The sequence below is a fragment of the Streptomyces sp. NPDC050422 genome, assembly GCF_044458665.1.
In the GTDB taxonomy this organism is placed as follows: Bacteria; Actinomycetota; Actinomycetes; order Streptomycetales; family Streptomycetaceae; genus Streptomyces.
In genome coordinates, this window is record NZ_JBITIE010000005.1 from 209258 (window position 1) to 232804 (window position 23547).

A 23547-nucleotide genomic window follows, 5' to 3' on the forward strand; every position below is an offset into this window, starting at 1 on the left:
GCCCGCAACGAGGAGCCCCGTGACCACCCCCGAGTCGCCCCAGCCCGTCGCCGACGACGACAAGTCGCACGTCCCGCCGCTGACGACCCGCGTCGTCATCGCCGAGGACGAGGCGCTCATCCGCCTCGACCTCAAAGAGATGCTGGAAGAAGAGGGCTACTCGGTCGTCGGAGAGGCCGGAGACGGGCAGCAGGCCGTCGAGCTGGCCCGGGAGCACAAGCCGGACCTGGTCATCCTCGATGTGAAGATGCCGATCCTCGACGGGATCTCCGCCGCCGAGAAGATCGCCGAGGAGTCCATCGCGCCGGTCCTGATGCTCACCGCGTTCTCGCAGCGCGACCTCGTGGAGCGGGCCCGGGACGCCGGGGCGATGGCGTACCTCGTGAAGCCGTTCAGCAAGAGCGACGTCGTGCCGGCCATCGAGATGGCGGTGTCGCGGTTCGCGGAGCTGAAGGCGCTGGAGGGCGAGGTCGCGGACCTGTCGCAGCGGCTGGAGACGCGGAAGCTCGTGGACCGGGCGAAGAGCATTCTGCAGACGGATTACGGGCTCTCCGAGCCTGCCGCGTTCCGGTGGATCCAGAAGACGTCGATGGACCGGCGGCTGTCGATGCAGCAGTTGGCGGAGGCGTTGATCGAGGACGCCGAGGAGAAGAAGCGGGCGGCCGAGTAGCCGTAGTCGTACACAGAGAAAGCCCGCACGCCGGACATCCGGGGTGCGGGCTTTCTCGTACGCGGTCAGTCCTCGCCGAGGTACGCCTTGCGGACGGACTCGTCGTGGAGGAGGTCCGCTCCGGTGCCGGAGAGGACGATCTTGCCGATCTCCATGACGTGGCCCTGGTCCGCGAGGGAGAGGGCGGCCTGGGCGTTCTGCTCGACGAGCAGGATCGTGGTGCCGGAGGCCTTGAGTTCGACGATGGTCTCCATGATCTTCTGCATCATGATCGGGGAGAGGCCCATGGAGGGCTCGTCGAGCATGAGCAGTTTGGGCTGGGACATGAGGGCGCGTCCCATGGCGAGCATCTGCTGTTCGCCGCCCGAGAGGGTTCCGGCGGCCTGTTTCCGGCGTTCCCCGAGGATGGGGAAGAGGTCGTAGGCGCGCTGGATGTCCTTCTCGATGCCTGCCTTGTCGTTGCGGAGGTAGGCGCCGAGGAGGAGGTTCTCGGTGATCGTCAGCCGGGGGAAGATGTGGCGGCCCTCGGGGGAGTGGGCGAGGCCCAGGGCGACGATCTTGTGTGCGGGGATGTTGGCGAGTGGCTTGCCCTCGAAGAGGATGCGGCCGCCGATGGGCTTGAGCAGTCCGGAGAGGGTGCGCAGGGTGGTGGTTTTCCCGGCGCCGTTGGTGCCGATGAGGGTGACCACCTGGCCGGCGTCGACGCTGAAGGAGATGCCTTTGACGGCTTCGATCTTGCCGTAGGCGACGCGGAGGTCCTCGACCTCGAGCAGTGCGGTCATCGGGTGTCCTCCTCCTCGGTGGTGGTGTCCTTGGGGCTGGTGCCGGTGTTTGCCACCGCTTCGGCCGCTTCGACTTCGGCGACTTCTTCGGCGCCGGGGGCGCCTTCGAAGGGGGTGCCGAGGTAGGCGGCGATGACGCGTTCGTCGCTCTGGACCTCTTCGGCGGTGCCTTCGACGAGTTTTTCGCCCTGGACGAGGCAGGCGACGCGGTCGCTGAGGTTGAAGATGAAGCGCATGTCGTGCTCGATGACGAGGACGGCGATGCCTTGGTCCCGGATGGCGAAGATGAGTTCTTCGGTGACGCGGGTTTCCTGGGGGTTCATGCCGGCGGTGGGCTCGTCCAGGAGGAGGAGTCCGGGGTCGCTGGCGAGTGCGCGGGCGATTTCCAGCTTGCGCTGGTCTCCGTAGGGGAGGTTGCGCGCGAGGTGGTCGGCCTTGTCCTGGAGGCCGATGAACTCCAGGAGTTCCATGGCGCGTTCGTGGCTGGCCTGTTCGGCTTTGGTGAAGCCGGGGAGGCGCAGGAGTGCGGACCAGAGGCCTTCTTTGGTTCTGGTGTGGCGTCCGACGAGGACGTTTTCCAGGACGGTCATGTTGGCGAAGAGCCTGATGTTCTGGAAGGTGCGGGCGATGCCTGCTTTGGTGACGAGGTGGGGCTTGGGTGGCAGGACGGTGCCTTTGTAGCTGACCTTGCCCTCGGTGGGGACGTAGAGGCCGGTGAGGCAGTTGAAGAAGGTGGTTTTGCCGGCGCCGTTGGGGCCGATGAGTCCGACGATTTCGCCCGCGTTGACGGTGAGGTCGACGTTGCGTACGGCGGTGAGGCCGCCGAAGCGCATGGTGACGCCGCTGGCGTCGAGGACGGTGGTCGTGGTGTTCGTGGTGGTGGTCATGGTGTTCACGCCCCCGCCTTGGTGATGCCGGCGTCGGCTTCTTCGGGTTGCCGTGGTTCGGGTACGAGGACGGGTTCGTCGTTCTCGTGGAATTCGAGTTGCTTGCGGCGGTCGGCGACCAGGCCTTCGGGGCGGAAGCGCATCAGGAGGACGAGTGCGATGCCGAAGAGGAAGAGCTGGTAGTCCTGCATGAACTGCAGTTTGGCCGGGATGAGGTAGAGCAGTGCGGCGCCGACGAAGGGTCCGCTGAGGGTTCCCATGCCGCCGAGGATGACGGCGGCGAGGAGGAAGGCGGAGTTCGGGGGTACGGAGCCGGCGAACTGGTACTGCTCGGGTGTCACGGTGTAGTTGACGTGTGACTGGACGGTTCCTGCGAGTCCGGCGAGGGTGGCGCCGAGGGCGAAGGCGAGCAGTTTGAGCCGGAAGGCGTTGATGCCCATGGCGGTGGCTGCGGTTTCGTCCTCGCGGATGGCGACCCAGGCGCGGCCGATGCGGGAGTCTCCTGAGCGGCGGAAGACCAGGACGACTACGGCGGTGACGACGAGCATCAGCAGGTAGTAGTTGGCCGGCCTGCTGAGGGTGAAGGGGCCGATGTCGTGGCTGAGTCCGAAGTCGATCCCGAAGAGGTTGAGGTCGGGGATGCTCGGGATGCCCTGGGAGCCGTTGGTGAGGTCGGGTCCGCTGTTGCCGTTGAGGTTGTTGACGGTGACGCGGAAGATCTCTCCGAAGCCGAGGGTGACGATGGCGAGGTAGTCGCCGCGCAGTCGCAGGGTCGGGGCGCCGATGAGGACGCCGAAGATCAGTGAGACTGCGGCTCCGGTGACGACGGCGGCCCAGAAGGGGAAGTGGACGCCGATGGCGGAGAGGGGTGCGCCGGAGACGAGTGCGGCGGTGTAGGCGCCGACGCCGAGGAAGGCGACGTAGCCGAGGTCGAGGAGGCCTGCGAGGCCGACGACGACGTTGAGGCCGAGTGCGACGGTGGCGAAGATGAGGATGTTGGCGCCGATGAGGGCGTATTCCGCGGTGTCCTGGGTGAAGGGGAAGCAGAAGGCTGCGACCAGGGCTGCGGTGAGGGTGACGTTGCGGTGCTTCGTGGTCAGCGCGGTGATGCGGGCGATGAGTCCGGCCCGGGTGAGTGCGGTGAAGGTGAAGCCCGCGGTGATGAGGAAGCCGATGAACTGTTCGGATTCTTCGGTGGGGATGTCGATCCCGTAGGTGAAGAAGTACAGCGCGGCGCCGAAGGAGGCGGCGATGATGAGGATTTCGGCCCAGCCGGGGAGGGGCTTGGCGCGGCGGGCCGAGGGTGCGGCGAGGCTGTTGCGGAAGCGCTGCCAGGCGTTGGCCGGGGGTCCGTCGGCGGGGAGTGGTTCGTCGCTGGGGAGTCCGAGGGCGGCGATGAAGGCGATGAGTGCGCCGATGCCGCTGACCCAGGCTCCGGGTTCGAGGTTGACCACGCCGCCGAGTTCGTAGGCGATGGCACCGATGGTGTAGCCGGTGGTGCCGAGGGTGGCGAGGGCGAGGAGGCGGACGGGGCTGTTGGTGCCGCCGGGGGTGAGCCAGCGGAGGCCTCGGATGCCGTATCCGCAGAGGGTGAAGAGGAGGGTGAGGACGGCGGCGGTGAGGGTGAGGATCTGGAGGCCGCCGGGGTAGCCGGTGACGGTGAGGTCGCCGGGGAATTCGGAGGTCCAGGTCCAGGGGAGGAAGGTGCCGGCCAGTGCGACTGCTGCGCCTGCGGCGGTGGCGATGCGGGCGGCCGGTGCGGGCAGCGGGATGAGTGCTTTCTGGGTGGTCATCCGTATCACGCCCTGTCCGCGACGCGTTCGCCGAGCAGGCCTTGGGGCCGGAGCAGGAGGACGACGATGAGGAGGACGAAGGCCCATACGTCCTTCCAGGCGCCGCCGCCGAAGAGGTCCATGCCGGGGACGTCGCTCATGTAGCCGGTGGCGAGGGATTCGGCGACGCCGAGTACGACTCCGCCGAGCATGGCGCCGTAGATGTTGCCGATGCCGCCGAGTACGGCTGCGGTGAAGGCTTTGAGGCCCATGATGAAGCCCATTTTGAAGCCGATCTGGCCGTTCTTGAGCCCGTAGGCGACGGCGGCGACGGCTGCGAACGCGGCACCGATGGCGAAGGCCATGACGATGATGCGGTCGGTGTTGATGCCCATGAGTTTGGCGGTGTCGGGGTCCTGCGAGGTGGCTTGCATGCCGCGGCCGGAGCGGGTCTTGGAGACGAAGAGGCCGAGGGCGATCATGCAGATGGGTGCGGCGATGAGGACGAAGAGGTCACCGCGCTGGATGTGGGCGCCGAAGATGTCGAATGCGCCGCCCTTGAACTGGGGGAAGGGGCGGTCCTTCGTGGCGTTGGGGTACCACTTCCAGATGGCCTGCTGGAGTGCGAGGGAGAGTCCGATCGCGGTGATCAGCGGGGCGAGTCTGGGGGCGGTGCGCAGCGGTCGGTAGGCGAAGCGTTCGGCTGCGACGCTGATGGCGACGGAGCATATGACGCCGCCGATGATCATGAGTGGGACGATTGCGAGGAGGTTGGAGCCGGCCGGCATCCAGAGGTACACGGTGAGAGCTCCGAAGCCTCCGATCATGAAGATCTCGCCGTGGGCGAAGTTGATGAGCTGGATGATTCCGTAGACCATCGTGTATCCGATCGCGATGAGTCCGTACATCGCGCCGAGGATGAGTCCATTGGCCAGCTGTTGCGGCAGTTCGTGCACCGCAGGGCCTCCGTGGAGTGGTTCGGATATGGCACCGCGCGGGAGTGCTCGTAGCGCTCCCGCGCGGTCTGGTGTCAGTCGTTGGGTGACCGGGAGCGTGTTACGGCTTGTAGGCCTCGCTGAGCTTGGAGACCCACTTGCCGCCGTCGACCTGGTAGGCGGTCATCATGGTGTTGGTGGTGTCGCCGTACTCGTCGAAGGAGACGGGGCCGGTGACGCCTTCGAAGCTGACCTTGCTCATGGCTTCGAGGACCTTGGTGCGGGCGTCGTCGGGGAGCTTGCCGTCGTTGGCTGCGACGACGGCCTTGACGGCCTCGATGATGGACCAGGTGGCGTCGTAGGTGCCGCCGCCGTAGGCCTCGTAGGCGTCCTTGTATCCGGCGGTCTTGTAGTTCGCGATGAAGGTCTTGGCGGAGTCGAGTTCTTCGACGGGCTTGCCGACGGAGGTGGCGATGTCGCCCTGGGCCTTCTTGTTGAGCTTGATGAAGTCGGCGCTGTACATGCCGTCGCCGCCCATGAGGGGGATCTGGACGCTGTCCTTGAGCTGCTGGCTCAGGGGTGCGCCGGCGGGGTACTCACCGCCGTAGTAGACGGCCTTGGCGCCGGACTTCTTGACCTTGGTGACGACGGCGTTGAAGTCGCGGTCGTCGGGGTTGACGTGGTCGGAGCCGGCGATCTTGCCGCCGAGGCCGGTGAACGTCGCCTTGAAGGAGGCTGCGAGACCGGCGCCGTAGGGCTTCTGGTCGTCGATGAGGTAGACCTGCTTGATCTTCGCGTTCTTGTACAGGTAATTCGCGGCGAAGGCGCCCTGGATCTGGTCCGTGGTGGCGGTGCGGAAGTAGGTCTTGAAGGGGCGCTTCTTGTCGCCGGTCTTCCAGTTGTTGCCCTGGGTCAGCTCGGTGCCGGTGTTGGCGGGGGAGACCTGGGTGAGGCCGGCGTCGTTGAGGGGCTTCTGCATCGACTGGGAGACGCCGGAGTTCAGGGGGCCGACGACGCCGAGGACGGTCTTGTCGTCGATGAACTTGGTGGCGTTCTGCTGGCCGACGGAGGGCTGGGCCTGGTCGTCGAGTGCCTTGACCTCGAAGGTGATGCCGGGGACCGTCTTGTCCTTGTTCGCCGTTTTGGCGGCGAGGTCGGCGGAGTTCTTGATGCCGAGGCCGAGGGCGGAGAGGTCACCGGTGATCGGGGCGTCGACGCCGATGACGACGGTCTGGTTGCCGCTGCTGTCGCTGCTCTTCTTGTCGTCGTCGCGCGACCCGCAGGCGGTGAGTGTCAGTGCTCCTGTGGTGAGCACTGTGGTGAGGATGAGCAAAGAACGGTGTCGCACGAAAGGTCCTTTCCCTGGCGCGGCCTCCTCTGCTTGAGGTGCCGTGTCGTTCGCCGGGCCGTACTGGTTGGTACAGGGCCGTGCTGCAGACGCGCCCGGCGGCGCGGTGACTGGCGGTGACTCTAAGGGCAGGGGTGGGGGTCGGGGATGGGGGTGGAGCAGGATGTGACTGTCTTGTTATGCCCTTGAGCAAGGCTTGAGGTGGCTGTGTGGACATGTACGGCTTTTTACCGGACGGCGAAGTGACCGCATGCTGAGAACGCGCAGCTCTGTTAAGGGGCTTGGAGGGATCTTGGTGCTGTCGCATGAGGGGGGTGTGTGAGGGCGGGGGAGGGCGCGCCTGAGTGCCCGGTGCCTGCGGGGCCGGGTTCTTTGTGCTGCGTCGGGCGGGTGCACATTGCGCGGATGTTACGCAGTGTTACATCCGGGGTGGTGTGGTCGACGCGGTGTGGCGAGGGGGCGGGTGGTGCGTGGCAGCTGAGTGGGCCATGGAACGGGGTTGGCGGTCAAGGGTCTTGCCTGTTGGTGTTGTGCAAGTTCTGTGTGTGCGGGGGTGGTTGTGCCCGGGTATGGCAATGCCCGGCCGGATTCGGGATCCGGCCGGGCAGGGGTGGTGCGGGGTGGTGCGGGGTCAGGAGGCGTCGGCCTTGGGGAGGTCGCGCAGGAGGCAGGTGAGGCGGGCGGTGCAGACCCGCTTGTCCTGTTCGTCGGTGATGACGATCTCGTACGTGGCGGTGGTGCGGCCGCGGTGTACGGGGGTGGCGACGCCGGTGACGAGGCCGCTTCGTGCCCCTCGGTGATGGGTGCAGTTCAGGTCGACGCCGACGGCGAGTTTGGTGGCGCCGCCGTGGAGCATGGAGCCGACGGAGCCGAGGGTCTCGGCGAGGACGGCGGAGGCGCCGCCGTGCAGGAGTCCGTAGGGCTGGGTGTTGCCTTCGACGGGCATGGTGCCGACGACGCGGTCCGCGGACGCTTCGATGATCTGTACGCCCATGCGTTCGCCGAGGTGGCCTGCGGAGAAGAGGGCGGGCAGGTCGACGCCGAGGGCGGCGTACTCGTCGATGATCTCCTGGGGGAACTGGGGTGTGGTGTGCTCGCCCATGGGTCCGGCTCCGATCGTCTGCGGTGGTTCGCTGTTGTGTGCGCGTTCTTGCGGGCGTGCACGTCTTGCGGTGTGCACGTTCTGCGTGTGTGCACTGTTCTTATCAGACGACTGAGCGGGCGCTTAGTGCGCCCGCCCCGGGGTGGTCAGCGGACGTTCTCGAAGCGCACCACGACGGACTTGCTGGCGGGTGTGTTGCTGGTGTCGGCGGTCGAGTCCAGGGGGACCAGGACGTTGGTCTCGGGGTAGTAGGCGGCGGCGCAGCCCCGGGCGGTGGGGTAGTGGACGACGCGGAAGCCGGGGGCGCGTCGTTCCGTGCCGTCCTTCCATTCGCTGACGAGGTCGGTGTAGGTGCCGTCGCCGAGGCCGAGGGTGGTGGCGTCGTCGGGGTTGACGAGGACGACGCGGCGGCCGCCCTTGATGCCGCGGTAGCGGTCGTCGAGGCCGTAGATGGTGGTGTTGTACTGGTCGTGGGAGCGCAGTGTCTGCAACAGGAGGCGGCCTTCGGGGAGTTCGGGGTACTCGACGGGGGCGGCGGTGAAGTTGGCCTTGCCGGTGGCGGTGGGGAAGCGGCGGGAGTCGCGGGGGCCGTGGGGGAGGGTGAATCCGCCGGGGTGGGCGACGCGTTGGTTGAAGTTCTCGAAGCCGGGGACGACGCGGGAGATGCGGTCGCGGATCGTGGCGTAGTCCTTCTCGAACTCCTCCCAGGGGGTGGTGGAGGAGGGGCCGAGTACGGCGCGGGCGAGGCGGGCGACGATGGCGGGTTCGGAGAGCAGGTGGGGGCTTGCGGGGGTGAGGTTGCCGCGGGAGGCGTGGACCATGCTCATGGAGTCCTCGACGGTGACGAACTGCTTGCCGCCCGCCTGGACGTCCTTGTCGGTGCGGCCGAGGGTGGGCAGGATGAGGGCGCGGGTGCCGGTGACGGCGTGGGAGCGGTTGAGCTTGGTGGAGACGTGGACGGTGAGGCGTGCGGTGCGCATCGCGGCCTCGGTGACGTCGGTGTCGGGGGAGGCGGAGACGAAGTTGCCGCCCATGGCGAAGAAGACCTTGGCGTCGCCGTCGCGCAGGGCCTGGATGGAGCGGACGACGTCGTAGCCGTGGTGCCGCGGTGAGGTGATGGAGAATTCCTTGTCGAGGGCGTCGAGGAATTCGGGTGCGGGCCGTTCGAAGATGCCCATGGTGCGGTCGCCCTGGACGTTGGAGTGGCCGCGGACGGGGCAGACTCCGGCGCCGGGCCGGCCGATGTTGCCGCGCAGCAGGAGGAAGTTGACGACTTCGCGGATGGTCGGCACGGAGTGTTTGTGCTGGGTGAGGCCCATGGCCCAGCACACGATGGTGCGCTTGGAGGCGAGGACCAGGGCGAGGGCCTCTTCGATGGCGGCGCGCTCCAGGCCGGTCGCGGCGAGGGTCTGTTCCCAGTCGGCTTCGGCGGCCGCGGCGGCGAACTCCTCGTAGCCGTGGGTGTGTGCGGCGACGAAGGTCTCGTCGACGGCGCCCTCGGTGGCGAGGATCATCTTGTTGAGGAGCCGGAAGAGGGCCTGGTCGCCGCCGATGCGGATCTGGAGGAACAGGTCGCCCAGGGCTGTGCCCTTGGCCATGCCGAGGGGGGTCTGCGGGTTCTTGAAGCGTTCGAGTCCGGCCTCGGGCAGCGGGTTCACCGAGATGATCTTCGCGCCGGCGGACTTGGCCTTCTCCAGGGCGGAGAGCATCCGGGGGTGGTTGGTGCCGGGGTTCTGTCCGGCGACGATGATCAGGTCGGCGTGGTGCAGGTCCTCCAGGGAGACGGAGCCCTTTCCTACGCCGATGGTCTCGGTGAGTGCCGAGCCGGAGGACTCGTGGCACATGTTGGAGCAGTCGGGCAGGTTGTTGGTGCCGAACTCGCGGGCGAACAGCTGGAGGAGGAACGCGGCCTCGTTGCTGGTGCGCCCGGAGGTGTAGAAGAGCGCTTCGTCGGGGGAGGCGAGGGCGCCGAGCTCCTCGGCGATGACGGCGAAGGCGCGCTCCCAGGTCACGGCTTCGTACCGCTCGGCGCCTTCGGGCAGGTACATGGGTTGTGTGATGCGTCCCTGCTGGCCGAGCCAGTAGCCGCTGCGGGTGGCGAGGTCGGCGAGCGGGTGCGCGGCGAAGAAGTCCGGGGTGACGCGGCGCAGGGTCGCCTCCTCGGCGACGGCCTTGGCGCCGTTCTCGCAGAATTCGGCGGTGTGCCGCTTGTCGCCTTCGGGCCAGGCGCAGCCGGGGCAGTCGAAGCCGTCCTTCTGGTTGACCTTGAGGAGGGTCTGCGCGGTGCGGCGGAGCCCCATCTGCTGCTGGGCGATGCGCAGGCTGTGGGCGACGGCGGGCAGCCCGGCGGCGGCGTGCTGGGCCGGTTCGACCTGGGGTGCGTCCTGGACCGGGTCTCCTGCGGGCGGCTTGGTGGCCATCGTGCTCCCCTTCGGGCCTGCCGCGGACCTGTGTGGTCCGCTGTGCGTGACTGACGTCTCCTCGATCCTGGCACGCGGTGCGGGCGGGCCGCCCGGCGAGCGGTCCCCGGATGGCGGCGGGCGGTGGCCGGTCCGGATTGTCAGTGGTACGTGGCAGGATCGGGGTGTGGCTGAGACGGCATCGAAGAAGACGGCAGACAACCGACCGCGCCTGCTCCTGATGGACGGGCACTCCCTGGCGTACCGGGCGTTCTTTGCGCTGCCTGCGGAGAATTTCACGACGGGGGCGGGACAGCCGACGAACGCGGTGTACGGCTTCGCGTCGATGCTCGCGAACACGTTGCGTGACGAGGCGCCGACGCATTTCGCGGTGGCGTTCGACGTGTCGCGCAAGACGTGGCGCTCGGAGGAGTTCCCCGAGTACAAGGCGAACCGTTCGAAGACGCCGGATGAGTTCAAGGGCCAGGTCGAGCTGATCGGTGAGCTGCTGGACGCCATGCACGCCGACCGTTTCGCGGTCGACGGCTTCGAGGCCGACGACGTCATCGCGACGTTGGCGACCCAGGCCGAGGCGGCCGGGTTCGAGGTGCTGATCGTCACCGGTGACCGGGATTCGTTCCAGCTGATCACGGACAATGTGACGGTGCTCTACCCGACCAAGGGTGTGTCGGAGCTGACGCGGTTCACCCCGGCGAAGGTCGAGGAGAAGTACGGGCTCACTCCGCAGCAGTACCCGGACTTCGCGGCGCTGCGCGGTGACCCGTCGGACAACCTTCCGGGCATTCCCGGGGTGGGTGAGAAGACGGCCGCGAAGTGGATCAACCAGTTCGGTTCGTTCGACGAGCTGGTGGCGCGGGCCGAGGAGGTCAAGGGGAAGGCCGGGCAGAATTTCCGGGACCACCTGGACGCGGTGCGGCTGAACCGGCGGCTGACCGAGATGGTCCGCGATGTGGCGCTGCCGAAGACGCCGTCCGATCTGGAGCGTGCTCCGTACGACCGCACGGCGGTCACCGGGGTGCTCGATGTGCTGGAGATCCGTAACCCGAGCCTGCGTGAGCGGTTGCTCGCGGTGGACCCGGGCAAGGCCGAGGACGAGGCTCCGGCGCCCGCCGCGGGCATCGAGCTGGACGGTGCGGTGCTGGGTGCGGGGGAGCTCGCCCCGTGGCTGGCCGAGCACGGCGCGCAGCCGCTCGGTGTGGCCACGGTGGACACGTGGGCGCTCGGCAGTGGCACGGTCACGGAGATCGCGCTCGCCGCGGCCGGCGGGGCCGCTGCCTGGTTCGATCCGGCGTTGCTCGACGCGGCCGACGAGCAGGCGTTCGCGGCGTGGATCGCGGACGCGGACCGGCCGAAGGTCATGCACAACGCGAAGAGCGTGATGCGGGTCTTCCCGGAGCACGGCTGGCGGACCGGGGGCGTGTCGATGGACACCGCGCTCGCCGCCTACCTGGTCAAGCCGGGCCGGCGCTCCTTCGCGCTGGACGCCCTGGCCGTGGAGTACCTGGGCCGTGAACTGGCTCCGGCGGCGTCGTCCGACGGGCAGCTGGCGTTCGGTGCGGACGACCAGGCCGAGGCCGACGCCCTGATGACGCAGGCCCGTGCGGTCCTGGATCTCGGGGCCGCGTTCACGACGCGGCTGAAGGAGGTCGGGGCGGCCGAGCTGCTGCATGACATGGAGCTGCCGACGTCGATCCTGCTGGCCCGTCTGGAGCGGCACGGCATCGCGGCGGACCGGGCCCATCTGGAGAGCATGGAGCAGCAGTTCGCGGGCGCCGTGCAGCAGGCGGTGAAGGAGGCGCACGCCGCGGTGGGCCGCGAGTTCAACCTCGGTTCGCCCAAGCAGCTCCAGGAGGTCCTGTTCGGCGAGCTGGGCCTGCCGAAGACGAAGAAGACGAAGACCGGTTACACGACGGACGCGGACGCGCTGGCATGGCTGGCGGCGCAGACCGAGCACGAGCTGCCGGTCATCATGCTGCGCCACCGCGAGCAGGCGAAGCTCCGGGTGACGGTCGAGGGACTGGTCAAGACGATCGCGGCGGACGGCCGTATCCACACCACGTTCAACCAGACCGTGGCGGCGACGGGCCGGCTGTCCTCGACCGATCCCAATCTGCAGAACATCCCCGTGCGTACGGACGAGGGCCGGGCGATCCGCCGGGGCTTCGTCGTCGGCGAGGGGTTCGAGACGCTGATGACGGCGGACTACAGCCAGATCGAGCTGCGGGTGATGGCCCACCTCTCCGAGGACGCGGGCCTGATCGAGGCGTTCACGTCCGGTGAGGACCTGCACACCACGGTCGCCTCGCAGGTCTTCGGCGTCGACAAGTCCGCGGTCGACCCGGAGATGCGGCGCAAGATCAAGGCCATGAGCTACGGGCTGGCGTACGGGCTGTCCGCGTTCGGTCTCTCCCAGCAGCTGAACATCGAGGCGGGCGAGGCCCGGGGCCTGATGGACACCTACTTCGAGCGGTTCGGCGGGGTGCGTGACTACCTGCGCCGGGTCGTGGAGGAGGCCAGGTCCACCGGCTACACGGAGACGGTCTTCGGCCGCCGCCGGTACCTGCCGGACCTCAACAGCGACAACCGCCAGCGCCGCGAGACGGCCGAGCGGATGGCGCTCAACGCACCGATCCAGGGCACGGCCGCGGACATCGTCAAGGTCGCCATGCTCCATGTCGACCGGGCGCTGACCGAGGCGAAGCTGACGTCACGGATGCTGCTCCAGGTGCACGACGAAATCGTGCTGGAGATCGCCACGGGCGAGCGGGAGCAGGTGGAGAAGATCCTTCGCCATGAGATGGCGACGGCGGTGCAACTGCGGGCGCCGCTGGACGTGTCGGTCGGCGTGGGCAGGGACTGGGAGTCCGCCGCGCACTGACGCGGGTCCGCGCCCAGGAGTGCGGTGTCCTCAGTCGCTGGTCCGGCTCGTGTCGCGGGCCGGACCGGCGACGGGGAGCGCCGGTGTGCCGGTGCTCCGGCCGCCTCGCAGCCGCGTCCACACCCCGTACAGCACGAGTCCGACGGCCAGCCCGGCGCCCGCGCCGAAGCAGGCGGTCGGGATGATGTCGAGCGGTGTGTCGACGTGTCCGAAGTACGCGTACCAGCGCGCGCAGCGGTGCACGATGCCCAGCAGCACGCACAGTCCGATCAACGCACCGGCCCACCACCGGGCCCGGCGGTCCAGGACCGGTACGGACGCCGGCGCCGGCCGGGCCCCGGCCCCGCGCAGCCCCGACACGGTGAACCGCACGAGCACCGTCAGGGCCACGGCCGAACTGCCGTACTGGACCAGTTGGAACACCGGGTACCCGCCCGTGTCCCGCCCGAGCACGGGCACCAGCCGCACCCCCCACCGGTCGTGGTGGGTGAAGGCGTCCCAGACGACATGGGTGGCGGCCCCGATGACGGCGGACACCACGAACCACGCCCCGTCACGCAGGCCCCGCGGCCCCCGTTCCGGTGCGCGCCGGGCCCCGCTCACCCATGCGTGTACGCGCCCCTGCCAGGGCGTGGGCAGCAGCGCCACGAGGGGTTCGCGCAGCAGCAGCCACAGCGCCACGGTCGCCGCGGTGATGAGGACGTCCACGGTGAACACGCCCCACCACGCGTGGGTGACCTGCCCGAATTCCATGGCGCCGGGGATCGCGGTGTCCGCGTAGTACGTCATGTCCGGGGCGAACGAGCCGGCGACGAGGGCCGAGGCGAGAAGCGGTCCGCGGCCTGTGCCGTTGCGGCGGATCCCGGGGAGGACGGCTGCGGCGTGGCTGAGCGTGAACGGCATGGGAGAAGTATGCGTGAGCGGCCGGAACGGTCCCTTCACGCACTGGACAACTTGCGGACCGGAACGTGAGAAACCGGTAAGAAGCGGTACGGCCGCTGTGTCCGGGCGGCACAAGTTGCCGTAGGGTCGCCTGAGTCCAGGCGCAGGGGAGCGCGGACAGCCGTCGAGGGGGAGGGCCCACATTATGGCAGCGCAATTCGGTCGCCGACTGCGCAGAGGGGCGACCACGGCTGCCGTGGCTGCCGCCGCTGTGGCAGCACTTTCCGCGTCGCAGGCCCCCGGCTCGCCCCTGGTGGCGTCCGACGGGGACCAGCCGACCGCGGGTTCGACGGGATCGACGCCCTCGGGCGACGGTGCCGCGTCCGGCAACTCGCCCTACTTCACGGACCTGCCGCCGCTGAACACGCCCAACAAGCCGGGTACCTCCGTCAATCTGCCCATGACAGGCAGTGCCGAGTCGGGCATTCCGGCCTCGATCCTGGCGGCGTACAAGCAGGCCCAGCAGACCATCGCGGGCACGGACGCCGCCTGCCGGCTGCCGTGGCAGCTCCTTGCCGCGATCGGCAAGGTCGAGTCGGGCCAGGCCCGCGGCGGCCGTGTCGACGCGCAGGGCACCACGCTCTCCCCGATCCTCGGCCCGGCCCTCAACGGCCAGGGCTTCGCCCTGATCAAGGACACCGACAACGGTGCCTACGACGGGGATTCGACGCACGACCGGGCGGTCGGCCCGATGCAGTTCATCCCGTCCACGTGGGAGACCTGGGGCCAGGACGGCAATGCCGACGGCCGGCGGGACCCCAACAACATCTACGACGCGTCGCTCGCCGCCGGGCGCTACCTGTGCGCCGGCTCCCGCGATCTGGCGCTCGCCGCCGACCTGGACCGGGCGGTCCTGAGCTACAACCACTCCGACGAGTACCTGCGTACCGTCCGCACCTGGTTCGACTACTACAACCGCGGCACGCACGAGGTGCCGGACGGCACCGGTGTCCTGCCGGTCGACTCCAGCACGGGAACGCACGCGGACCCGGGCGCCGGCACCCATGGCAGCAGCCCGTCCCCCTCGCCTTCGACCTCGCCGTCCGGTTCGGCCACGCCGACGCCGACGCCGACGCCGACGCCCAAGCCGCCGTCGAAGCCGAGCCCCACGCCCACGGACCCGGGCAGCGGTCCGGGCACGCCGACGACGCCGACCCCGACGCCCGAGCCCACGCCGACCCCGGCGCTCGCCACCGTGCAGAACGCGGGCACCGGCGACTTGGCCGCCACGGCGGGCGACGCCTTCGCCGAGCAGATCAAGGTCCGGGCGACGAGCAACCTCGGCAAGCCGCTCGCCAAGGTCTCCGTGACCTTCACCGTCGTCGGTGACACGGACGCCACGTTCGACGGCGGCAAGCGCACCGTCACCCGCGTCACGGGGACCGACGGCACGGCCACCGCGCCGGAGCTGAAGGCAGGCGAGAAGACCGGCGGATTCACCGTGCGCGCGACGGCCACGGGCACCTCGCTGCCCGCCGTCACGTACGCGGCGACCGTCACCGCCCGGCAGGCCGACGCCATCGTCAGGACGGGCACCGCGAAGCTGACCGCCGTGGCCGGTCAGACGTTCGCCGACGTCACGGCCGAGGCCACGTACAAGGGCGCTGCCGCCGACCGTGTCGCCGTCACCGCCACCATGATCACCGACGGTCTCCTGCCGGTCGAGAACCGCAAGGGCCCGTACTTCACGGACGACGACGGCAACCCGGTCCGCACCTTCGTGTTCATCGCCGACGCCGACGGCAAGCTCGCCCTGCCGAAGATCTACGCGGACGGCGCCGCGGGCACGTACAAGCTGCGCCTGACCACCGAGGGCGGCGCCACCGTCGTCATCGAGCTCACCGTCGAGGCTCCTGCCGCCTGACCCCCGCACACCGGGGCCGGCGACGGCCCCCGACAGCCCCTTGGCCGCCGCCCGGCCAAGGGGCTGTTGTACGTGTTCTCATCTCGCGCCCCGGTTGCTACGGTGCCCCAGCCCTGACGACCCATCAGTTCTAAGCTGCCGGGAGGCCGAGTATGCGTGCCCTAGTTGCCGCCGCCATCGGACTGGCTGCCGCCCTCGCCCTCGTACTCACCATCAGTGCGATCGGCGCGCCGGCCGGCGAGACCTCGCCCAAACCCCTGCTGACCACGGTCCCGGGTCCGAAGAACTGAACCGTCCGCACCACGGAATGCAGAGGGAGGACACCCCATGCGCCGCCGAGCCAGCCTCGTACTCCTGGCCTTCGCCGTCTTCTTCGCCGCGCTGTCACCGATGCTGCGCTGGTACGCGTTCCCGCGGCTCGCGAAGATCCCGCCGAACCAGTACCAGGAGATGGTGCTGGAGGCGAAGCCCGCGACGCTGATCGACTACAGCACCCTCACGGCCAAGGAGGTCGACAAGCTCACCATCGTGCAGACCCTCAAGGGCAATGTGGAGGAGTCCGAGAAGATCGAGCGCAGCGCAGGCCGCGACGTCGTCGTATGGGACGCCCTGTCCTACGTGCAGGGTCCCGACGGCAAGATGGTCTCCAAGATCCCCGAGCGCTACATCTTCGACGCGCACAGCCAGGACCCGGTCCACGCCACGGGCGAATCGGTCGACGGCGACCCGGTGAGCCGTGAGGGCATCGAGTTCAAGTGGCCCTTCCTCACCGAGAAGCGCGACTACGAGTACTTCGACGCGCAGACCCGCACCAGCTCGCCCATCCACTACCAGGGCACCCAGAACTTCCGGGGGCTGGAGGTCTACTACTTCGAGCAGACCATCCCGTGGACCAAGGTCCCCATGCCGAAGACGATGCCCATCGAGGGCATCACCCCGGAGCAGATCACCAAGACCGGTGTGACCCGCTGGTACTCCACCAAGCGGATGTTCTGGATCGACCCCGTCACCGGGGCGCCGGTCAACGGCGAGGAGATCCACAAGGAGGAACTGCGGAACGCGAAGGCGTTGGGCATGCCCAAGGACACCATCACCGTGTTCGCCGGGCACGTGAAGATCCGCGAGGACTACCTCGCCGCGACCGTCGACCTGGTCAAGTCCCAGCGGATCCTGATCCTGCTGCTGACCTCGTACCTGCCCTGGGGCTTCCTCGTCCTGGGCGGTGTGCTGCTGGGCCTGTCGCTGTGGCTGGAGGCCCGCTCCCGGCGGCCGGGCGAGGCGGAGACCGCCAGGCAGCGAGAACCGGAACCCGCGCCTACTCCCGCTTGAGCCGGGCCTTCGTGAACCGGGTCGCCTCCACCGTCGTCGGGTCCTCGGGCCACGGGTGCCTCGGATAGCGGCCGCGCAACTCCGCGCGCACCGCCTTGTAGCCCTCGCGCCAGAACGACGCCAGATCCGCCGTCACCGCCGCCGGGCGCCCCGCGGGGGAGAGCAGGTGCACGAGAACCGGTACACCGGCCACCCGCGGGGTCTCCTGGAGCCCGAACAGCTCCTGGAGCTTCACCGCGAGCACGGGCTGGGCCCCGCCGTACTCCACCCTGATCCGTGAACCGCTCGGCACCTCGATCCGCTCCGGAGCCAGCTCGTCCAGCCGGGCCGCCTGACCGGTGGCCCACGGCAGCAGCCTGCGCAGTGCCTGCCCCGCGTCGATCCCCGCCAGGTCCGCGCGGCGCCGGGCCCGCGACAGCTCGGGCTCCAGCCACTGCTCGGTACGGTCCAGCAGCGCCTCGTCCGAGACGTCCGGCCAGGGTGCGCCGAACTCCTGGTGGAGAAAGGCCAGCCGCTCCCGCAACTGCGCGGTGTCGCGGCTCCAGCGAAGCAGCCCGAGGCCCTCCCGCCGCAGCCCCTCCACCAGGGCCTCGCGGACCAGTGCGGGATCCGGCCGCTTCAGCGGGCGCGCCGACAGCTCGACGGCGCCCAGGCGCTCCACCCTGCGGGCCACCACGTCCCGGCCGTCCCAGCGGACCTCCTCACCCGCGAACCGCAGATGCCCCGCCGCCAGCCGGGCCGTGTCCTCGTCGATCACCGCGGCGAGCCGGACTTGCGCGGAGGCCGCGTGCGCCGGGCGGTCCGCGACCGCGACCGCCAGCCACGGCGCACTGCGCAGCCGCGAGCCGTCCCGCAGCTCCGCACCGGTGCCGGACGCCATCAGGAACGTCCCCTCGCCCCGGGCCCGCGCCACCCGCTCGGGAAACGCCAGCGCGGCCACCAGGCCCACGACGGCATCGTCCGGGCCGGACCCGCCGGCTCCGGTCCCCTTCGAGGCCTTCACGGAGGAGGACAGCCGCCGCACCTCCTGGCGCCAGCGGGCCGCGTAGCCGTCCTTGCCCAGCCGTGCGGTACGCAACGCGGCGGCCAGGTCGTCCCCGTAGTCCCGCGGCGGTTCCTCGCTCAGCAGCGCGACCACCTCGGCCGCCCGGCGCCCGCCCACCTCGGCCGCCCCGTCCAGCAGCGCCCTGGCCAGCCGTGGATGCAGCCCCAGCCGCGACATCCGCAGGCCCCGTTCGGTCACCCGCCCGTCCGCCTCCACCGCGCCGACCGCCGTCAGCACCTCGCGGGCCGCGGCCATCGCACCGGCCGGCGGCGGATCCAGCAGCGCGAGTCCCGCGGCGTCCGGATCGCCCCAGCAGGCCGCCTGAAGGGCGAACGCGGCCAGATCGGCCACCTTGATCTCGGGGGAGGGGAACCGGGCGAGCCGCCCGTCCTCCGCCTGCTCCCAGCAGCGGTACACCGCCCCAGGAGCCTCCCGGCCGGCCCGGCCCGCCCGCTGGCGGCCCGCCGCCTGCGAGGCCCGTACCGTCGCCAGCGCGCTCAGCCCCCGCGCATGGTCGGTGCGCGGCTCCCGGGCCAGCCCCGAGTCGACGACGGTCCGCACCCCCGGAACGGTCAGCGACGACTCCGCCACCGAGGTCGCCAGCACCACCCGCCGCCCCTCGGACGAACCTGCCAGCACCGCGTCCTGCACCGCTGCCGGGGCCCGCCCGTGCACCTGGAGCACCTCCGCGGCCACCCCGGACAGCTGCCCTGCGACCCTTCCGATCTCGCCGACCCCGGGCAGGAAGCACAGCACGTCGCCGTCCCGCTCGGCCAGCGCCCGGCGCACCACGGAGGCGACATGGGTCAGCAGCGCCGGATCGACCCGCATCCCGTGCGGCGGCCGTACCGGCCGGAGCGGCGGGGCCCACACCACCTCCACGGGGTGCGACACGCCCTGCGCCTCGATGACCGGTGCGTCGCCGAGCAGCCGCGCCCAGCCCTGCGCGTCCGTGGTCGCCGACGCGGCGACCAGGCGCAGGTCGGGACGGAGCGCCTCCCGTACGTCCAGCAGGAAGGCGGCCACCGTGTCCGCGTCCAGATGGCGCTCGTGGCACTCGTCGATGATCACCGCGTCGACGCCCGCGAGCTCCTGGTCGCGCTGGAGCCGCTGGAGCAGCACCCCGGTGGTGACGACCTCCACCACGGTGTCCGGCCCCATCACCCGCTCCCCGCGCACGGTGAACCCGACCCGCTCGCCCGGTCGCTCGCCCAGCAGCCACGCCATCCGCCGGGCCGCGGCCCGCGCGGCGATCCGCCGGGGTTCGGCGACCACGACCCGGCGTACCGGGCCCTGACCGGTCAGGCCGGCCAGGACCAAGGGGACGAGGGTCGTCTTGCCGGTGCCGGGCGGTGCGCACAGCACCGCGACCCCGCGGTCGTCGAGCGCCCGCCGCAGCGCGGGCACGGCGGTGCGGACGGGCAACTGGTCCAGGGCGTCGGTACGGATCACGCCCCCAGTCTCGTACGGCGGGGCCCCGCCTCCCGCACCGGCCGGTGACTCAGTCCCGTACGCAGACGAAGATCGCGGTACCCGGGATCAGGTTGCCCCGCAGCGGCGACCAGCCGCCCCACTCCTGGTTGTTCCACGCCGGCCACTCCGGCTCGACCAGGTCGGCCAGCCGGAAGCCGCCCGCTACCACGTCCCGGACGCGGTCGCCGAGCGTGCGGTGGTGCTCCACGTACACCGCCTCGCCCCGCTCGTCCTGCTCGACGTAGGGGGTGCGGTCGAAGTACGAGGCGGCGACGGACAGGCCCTCGGGCCCCGGTTCGTCCGGGAAGGCCCAGCGGACCGGGTGCGTGACGGAGAAGACCCAGCGGCCGCCGGGCCGCAGCACGCGGTGGACCTCGCGGAACACCTGGACCGGGTCGGCGACGAACGGCACCGCGCCGTAGGCGGAGCAGGCCAGGTCGAAGGAGCCGTCCCGGAAGGGCAGTACTCCGGCGTCCGCCTCGACCAGGGGGACGTCCTCGCCGATCCGCAGGGCGTGCTGGAGCTGGCGGTGGGAGAGGTCGAGGGCGACGGGCCGGGCTCCCTGCGCGGCCAGCCAGCGCGAGCACTGCGCGGCTCCGGCGCCGATCTCCAGGACGTCCAGGCCCTTCAGCGACCCGGCGGGGCCGAGCAGACCTGCTTCCGCCTCGTCGAGTCCTTCCGGGCCCCAGACGAAGCGGTCGTCGCCGAGGAAGCCGCCGTGGTCGTTCTGGTACTCGTCCGCGTTGCGGTCCCACCAGCCGCGGCTGGCCCGGCTGCTCTCGGCCTCGCCGGCGGTGCGGCGTGTCGCCTCGGGTTCGGCCGCGTAGATCTCTTGGCTCATCGTGTCCGTCGTTGTAGTTTGCCTTCACCCCGTCGTACGCGGTACGTACCAGGGGGACCGGTGAGTACGGAACCCGTGTGTCCGGAACATCTCAGGGGCCGATGTGGCCTCGGAGGACCTGAGTTGTGCCGGGTATGGGTCGTTCCGCCCCTGGTGTGCGCCTTCGCGCATTGACCGTGCCCTGCTGCCCCCGTATGCTACAAGTTGCGCTGCGAGCCTGCGCGCCTCAGACCTAGCAGGCCGCGCTCGCATCTGTATGTATGTCCCCTCGGTTCACGAGGCGCCTCCCGGTTCGGGATCGGCGCTTCCCAGGCTGTCCGGCTTCTGCAGAGGCGATACGGGCTCACGGCGTAGCAGTAACTTCGACTCACTGTCCGTACCGGAGCCCTTTCCCACATGACGAGCAGCACCGAGACCACCGCCACCACTCCGCAGGTTGCGGTCAACGACATCGGCGACGCGGACGCGTTCCTCGCGGCGATCGACGAGACGATCAAGTACTTCAACGACGGCGACATCGTTGACGGTGTCATCGTCAAGGTTGACCGCGACGAGGTCCTCCTCGACATCGGTTACAAGACCGAAGGTGTCATCCCGAGCCGCGAGCTCTCGATCAAGCACGACGTCGACCCGAACGAGGTCGTCAAGGTCGGCGACGAGATCGAGGCCCTGGTTCTCCAGAAGGAGGACAAGGAAGGCCGCCTGATCCTCTCGAAGAAGCGCGCTCAGTACGAGCGTGCCTGGGGCACCATCGAGAAGATCAAGGAAGAAGACGGCATCGTCACCGGTACCGTCATCGAGGTCGTCAAGGGTGGTCTCATCCTCGACATCGGCCTCCGTGGCTTCCTGCCGGCGTCGCTCGTCGAGATGCGCCGCGTCCGCGACCTCCAGCCGTACGTGGGCAAGGAGCTCGAGGCCAAGATCATCGAGCTGGACAAGAACCGCAACAACGTGGTCCTGTCCCGCCGTGCCTGGCTCGAGCAGACCCAGTCCGAGGTTCGCCAGACGTTCCTCACGACCCTCCAGAAGGGTCAGGTCCGCTCCGGCGTCGTCTCCTCGATCGTCAACTTCGGTGCCTTCGTGGACCTGGGTGGCGTCGACGGTCTCGTGCACGTCTCCGAGCTGTCCTGGAAGCACATCGACCACCCCTCCGAGGTTGTCGAGGTCGGCCAGGAAGTCACCGTCGAGGTTCTCGACGTGGACATGGACCGCGAGCGCGTGTCCCTGTCGCTCAAGGCGACGCAGGAAGACCCGTGGCAGCAGTTCGCCCGTACGCACCAGATCGGGCAGGTTGTTCCCGGTAAGGTCACCAAGCTCGTTCCGTTCGGTGCGTTCGTGCGCGTCGACGAGGGCATCGAGGGTCTGGTCCACATCTCCGAGCTGGCCGAGCGCCACGTGGAGATCCCGGAGCAGGTCGTCCAGGTCAACGACGAGATCTTCGTCAAGGTCATCGACATCGACCTCGAGCGTCGTCGCATCAGCCTCTCGCTGAAGCAGGCCAACGAGTCCTTCGGTGGCGACCCGGCCTCGGTCGAGTTCGACCCGACGCTGTACGGCATGGCCGCGTCGTACGACGACCAGGGCAACTACATCTACCCCGAGGGCTTCGACCCCGAGACCAACGACTGGCTCGAGGGATTCGAGGCTCAGCGCGAGGTCTGGGAGACCCAGTACGCCGAGGCGCAGACGCGCTTCGAGCAGCACCAGGCCCAGGTCATCAAGTCCCGCGAGGCCGACGAGGCCGCTGCTGCCGAGGGCGCTGCTGCCCCGGCCGGCAGCGCTCCGGCTGCCTCGGGCGGCAGCGGTGGTGGCGGCGGCGGCTCGTACTCCTCGGAGTCCGCGGACAACTCCGGCGCCCTGGCGTCGGACGAGGCCCTGGCTGCCCTGCGCGAGAAGCTGGCGGGCGGCCAGAGCTGACGCTCTGACCCTCCGGCCGGTCATCGGCTGCAGTAGATGAAAGTGAGGCCCGCTCCCTTCGGGGAGCGGGCCTCACTCGTTTCCGAGGCGAGCCGTTACGGGGTGACGGTGATGTTGGTCAGCCCGTTGCCGCCGGTCACCGTGTTGCTCGCGTAGACCGTGGTGGGGCAGCCCGCGCTGTAGTTCGTGACGTTGACCGCGATCCGCTTGTCGCCCGTCGAGCCGGACAGGTCGGAGGCGTTGTCCTTGAAGACGGTTCCGCATCCCCAGCCGCTCTGCTGGGTGTGTGTTTCGTAGCCGTTGTTGGTCGTACGGGAACCACGGTTGCCCTGGACCAGGATGCCGTTGCCCTTCACGTCGACCCAGGAGTCGTCGTAGTTGGCGCCCGTCAGCCCGCTGCCGTCGAACGTGTTGCCGATGATCCGCGCGCCGGTGGTGCCTTCCTTGATGTCGACGTTCTCGCCGCCGACGTCCGGCCCGATGGTGTTGTCCAGGATCTGTACCCGGTCGCTCCGGTCGGACAGATCGCCCGCCGTGCCGACGTAGACGCCCTCGCCCATCCCGCGTCCGTCGTGCCCGGTGTCGTAGATCCGCGAGTTACGGATGACACCGTCGCTGCTGGACTTGCGGAAGTGGACGCCCTCCATGTCCAGGTCGTGCACGGTCACCGAGTCGATGATCACGCCGTCGGCGCTGTCGGCCATGATGCCCTTCTGGCCGCCGGTGACCGTGAGGCCCTTCACCGTCCAGTACGAGGCGCCGTTGAGGTGCAGTCCGTAGCCGCCGCCTGCCGTGAGCACCGCCGCCGCCGAGCCGGTCAGGGTGATGCGCGCGGCGGCGGTTGCGGGGACGAGCGCCTTGAAGTTGCCGGTGTACGTGCCGTCCGCGAGGTGGATCGTGTCGCCCGGGGAGGCGGCGGTGAGCGCCGACTTGAGCTGCGCGGCGGTGCTCACCTCGACGACTGTCGCGGCGCCGGCCGTGGCGGCGGTGGCGAGGGACAGGCCGCCGGAGGCGAGGGCGGTGGCCAGCAGGGCGGGGAACAGCGTGCGGGTGCGCATGGGGTGCCTTCCCGTGAAGGGTTCAGGACGTTCTCGTACATGAATGTGGGGCGAGTGTCTGAACTTGATGCCCAGTGACCGTAGGGACGGGGCCGGGACATGTCAAGGTCTGGACCATTGTTCGTGGGTGTGGTGAGAGGGGTGAACACAGGGAAACGTGTGGGATACACGAGTAGTTGATGGCCTGTAACACACCCTTGCCAGGATCCCGGCAACCTCAAGAACCGAAGGGGAGCCGGGACGTGACTCACGCTTCGCACCACTCGCCCGCGACGCCGGGCGCG

The 23547-nt window shown here is 69.6% G+C and carries 17 protein-coding genes; 6 read left to right on the plus strand and 11 right to left on the minus strand.

Translation table 11 applies throughout. The features are described 5' to 3' along the window. The first annotated feature begins 19 nt into the window (after positions 1 to 19). Complete coding sequence (locus tag ACIBJG_RS09050; RefSeq protein WP_389059123.1) at positions 20 to 670, plus strand: ANTAR domain-containing response regulator; 651 nt, start codon at positions 20 to 22, stop codon at positions 668 to 670. Between the two features lie 65 nt (positions 671 to 735). Here ACIBJG_RS09050 and ACIBJG_RS09055 read toward each other — a convergent pair whose 3' ends face one another. The 7 genes from ACIBJG_RS09055 to ACIBJG_RS09085 all read right to left on the minus strand — a co-directional run bounded on the left by ACIBJG_RS09055 (position 736) and on the right by ACIBJG_RS09085 (position 9916). Next, positions 736 to 1452 carry an ABC transporter ATP-binding protein gene (locus ACIBJG_RS09055; protein ID WP_219573771.1) on the minus strand — a complete coding sequence of 239 codons (717 nt, stop codon included), beginning with the start codon at positions 1450 to 1452 and terminating at the stop codon, positions 736 to 738. Continuing rightward, positions 1449 to 2339 carry an ABC transporter ATP-binding protein gene (locus ACIBJG_RS09060; RefSeq protein ID WP_399306290.1) on the minus strand — a complete coding sequence of 297 codons (891 nt, stop codon included), beginning with the start codon at positions 2337 to 2339 and terminating at the stop codon, positions 1449 to 1451. The genes ACIBJG_RS09055 and ACIBJG_RS09060 overlap by 4 nt, the downstream gene beginning before the upstream one ends. Before the next feature lie 5 nt (positions 2340 to 2344). Continuing rightward, on the minus strand, positions 2345 to 4132 hold the full coding sequence (locus ACIBJG_RS09065) for a branched-chain amino acid ABC transporter permease (RefSeq protein WP_399305855.1): 1788 nt from the start codon (positions 4130 to 4132) through the stop codon (positions 2345 to 2347). A 5-nt stretch (positions 4133 to 4137) separates the two neighbouring features. Further along, the gene (locus tag ACIBJG_RS09070) at positions 4138 to 5067 is read right to left on the minus strand and encodes a branched-chain amino acid ABC transporter permease (RefSeq protein WP_399305858.1); all 930 of its coding nucleotides are present in this window, start codon (positions 5065 to 5067) and stop codon (positions 4138 to 4140) included. Between the two features lie 100 nt (positions 5068 to 5167). Then, complete coding sequence (locus tag ACIBJG_RS09075; protein ID WP_399306293.1) at positions 5168 to 6379, minus strand: branched-chain amino acid ABC transporter substrate-binding protein; 1212 nt, start codon at positions 6377 to 6379, stop codon at positions 5168 to 5170. A 646-nt stretch (positions 6380 to 7025) separates the two neighbouring features. Next, the gene (locus tag ACIBJG_RS09080; RefSeq protein ID WP_399305861.1) at positions 7026 to 7496 is read right to left on the minus strand and encodes a PaaI family thioesterase; all 471 of its coding nucleotides are present in this window, start codon (positions 7494 to 7496) and stop codon (positions 7026 to 7028) included. Positions 7497 to 7642: 146 nt separating this feature from the next. After that, the gene (locus ACIBJG_RS09085) at positions 7643 to 9916 is read right to left on the minus strand and encodes an FdhF/YdeP family oxidoreductase (RefSeq protein WP_399305864.1); all 2274 of its coding nucleotides are present in this window, start codon (positions 9914 to 9916) and stop codon (positions 7643 to 7645) included. A 166-nt stretch (positions 9917 to 10082) separates the two neighbouring features. Here ACIBJG_RS09085 and polA point away from each other — a divergent pair, with 166 nt between their 5' ends. After that, the gene (polA, locus tag ACIBJG_RS09090) at positions 10083 to 12794 is read left to right on the plus strand and encodes a DNA polymerase I (RefSeq protein ID WP_399305866.1); all 2712 of its coding nucleotides are present in this window, start codon (positions 10083 to 10085) and stop codon (positions 12792 to 12794) included. 30 nt (positions 12795 to 12824) lie between these two features. On the opposite strand, the gene ACIBJG_RS09095 is transcribed toward polA, so the two are convergent. Beyond that, positions 12825 to 13697, minus strand: coding sequence for a DUF4184 family protein (locus ACIBJG_RS09095; protein ID WP_399305869.1), 873 nt, complete (start codon positions 13695 to 13697; stop codon positions 12825 to 12827). Between the two features lie 184 nt (positions 13698 to 13881). Between ACIBJG_RS09095 and ACIBJG_RS09100 the strand changes: the two genes are divergently transcribed. The 3 genes from ACIBJG_RS09100 to ACIBJG_RS09110 all read left to right on the plus strand — a co-directional run bounded on the left by ACIBJG_RS09100 (position 13882) and on the right by ACIBJG_RS09110 (position 16929). After that, positions 13882 to 15600, plus strand: a complete 1719-nt coding sequence (locus tag ACIBJG_RS09100) for a lytic transglycosylase (RefSeq protein ID WP_399305871.1) — start codon at positions 13882 to 13884, stop codon at positions 15598 to 15600. A 152-nt stretch (positions 15601 to 15752) separates the two neighbouring features. Continuing rightward, positions 15753 to 15890: an SPW_0924 family protein gene (locus ACIBJG_RS09105; RefSeq protein WP_399305874.1), complete on the plus strand. Its 138-nt coding sequence runs from the start codon at positions 15753 to 15755 to the stop codon at positions 15888 to 15890. Positions 15891 to 15927: 37 nt separating this feature from the next. Next, positions 15928 to 16929, plus strand: a complete 1002-nt coding sequence (locus ACIBJG_RS09110; RefSeq protein WP_399305877.1) for a DUF3068 domain-containing protein — start codon at positions 15928 to 15930, stop codon at positions 16927 to 16929. On the opposite strand, the gene hrpB is transcribed toward ACIBJG_RS09110, so the two are convergent. Then, positions 16916 to 19426, minus strand: coding sequence for an ATP-dependent helicase HrpB (gene hrpB / locus ACIBJG_RS09115; RefSeq protein ID WP_399305880.1), 2511 nt, complete (start codon positions 19424 to 19426; stop codon positions 16916 to 16918). The two genes, ACIBJG_RS09110 and hrpB, sit on opposite strands and share 14 nt — an antisense overlap. 49 nt (positions 19427 to 19475) lie before the next feature. Further along, positions 19476 to 20288, minus strand: coding sequence for a class I SAM-dependent methyltransferase (locus tag ACIBJG_RS09120; RefSeq protein WP_399305883.1), 813 nt, complete (start codon positions 20286 to 20288; stop codon positions 19476 to 19478). A 396-nt stretch (positions 20289 to 20684) separates the two neighbouring features. Between ACIBJG_RS09120 and rpsA the strand changes: the two genes are divergently transcribed. Next, positions 20685 to 22205 (plus strand): 30S ribosomal protein S1, encoded by a 1521-nt coding sequence (gene rpsA, locus ACIBJG_RS09125; RefSeq protein WP_399063789.1) that lies wholly within the window; start codon positions 20685 to 20687, stop codon positions 22203 to 22205. Positions 22206 to 22300: 95 nt separating this feature from the next. On the opposite strand, the gene ACIBJG_RS09130 is transcribed toward rpsA, so the two are convergent. Next, the gene (locus ACIBJG_RS09130; protein ID WP_399305885.1) at positions 22301 to 23263 is read right to left on the minus strand and encodes a right-handed parallel beta-helix repeat-containing protein; all 963 of its coding nucleotides are present in this window, start codon (positions 23261 to 23263) and stop codon (positions 22301 to 22303) included. Between the last annotated feature and the right edge of the window lie 284 nt (positions 23264 to 23547).

What these genes read in the sequence shown, in the direction of transcription:
- ACIBJG_RS09055 (WP_219573771.1), bottom strand. Translation starts at nt 1,452, where the DNA reads ATGACCGCACTGCTCGAGGTCGAGGACCTCCGCGTCGCCTACGGCAAG.
- ACIBJG_RS09060 (WP_399306290.1), bottom strand. Translation starts at nt 2,339, where the DNA reads ATGACCACCACCACGAACACCACGACCACCGTCCTCGACGCCAGCGGC.
- ACIBJG_RS09065 (WP_399305855.1), bottom strand. Translation starts at nt 4,132, where the DNA reads ATGACCACCCAGAAAGCACTCATCCCGCTGCCCGCACCGGCCGCCCGC.
- ACIBJG_RS09080 (WP_399305861.1), bottom strand. Translation starts at nt 7,496, where the DNA reads ATGGGCGAGCACACCACACCCCAGTTCCCCCAGGAGATCATCGACGAG.
- ACIBJG_RS09085 (WP_399305864.1), bottom strand. Translation starts at nt 9,916, where the DNA reads ATGGCCACCAAGCCGCCCGCAGGAGACCCGGTCCAGGACGCACCCCAG.
- ACIBJG_RS09095 (WP_399305869.1), bottom strand. Translation starts at nt 13,697, where the DNA reads ATGCCGTTCACGCTCAGCCACGCCGCAGCCGTCCTCCCCGGGATCCGC.
- ACIBJG_RS09100 (WP_399305871.1), top strand. Translation starts at nt 13,882, where the DNA reads ATGGCAGCGCAATTCGGTCGCCGACTGCGCAGAGGGGCGACCACGGCT.
- ACIBJG_RS09105 (WP_399305874.1), top strand. Translation starts at nt 15,753, where the DNA reads ATGCGTGCCCTAGTTGCCGCCGCCATCGGACTGGCTGCCGCCCTCGCC.
- ACIBJG_RS09110 (WP_399305877.1), top strand. Translation starts at nt 15,928, where the DNA reads ATGCGCCGCCGAGCCAGCCTCGTACTCCTGGCCTTCGCCGTCTTCTTC.
- ACIBJG_RS09120 (WP_399305883.1), bottom strand. Translation starts at nt 20,288, where the DNA reads ATGAGCCAAGAGATCTACGCGGCCGAACCCGAGGCGACACGCCGCACC.
- rpsA (WP_399063789.1), top strand. Translation starts at nt 20,685, where the DNA reads ATGACGAGCAGCACCGAGACCACCGCCACCACTCCGCAGGTTGCGGTC.
- ACIBJG_RS09130 (WP_399305885.1), bottom strand. Translation starts at nt 23,263, where the DNA reads ATGCGCACCCGCACGCTGTTCCCCGCCCTGCTGGCCACCGCCCTCGCC.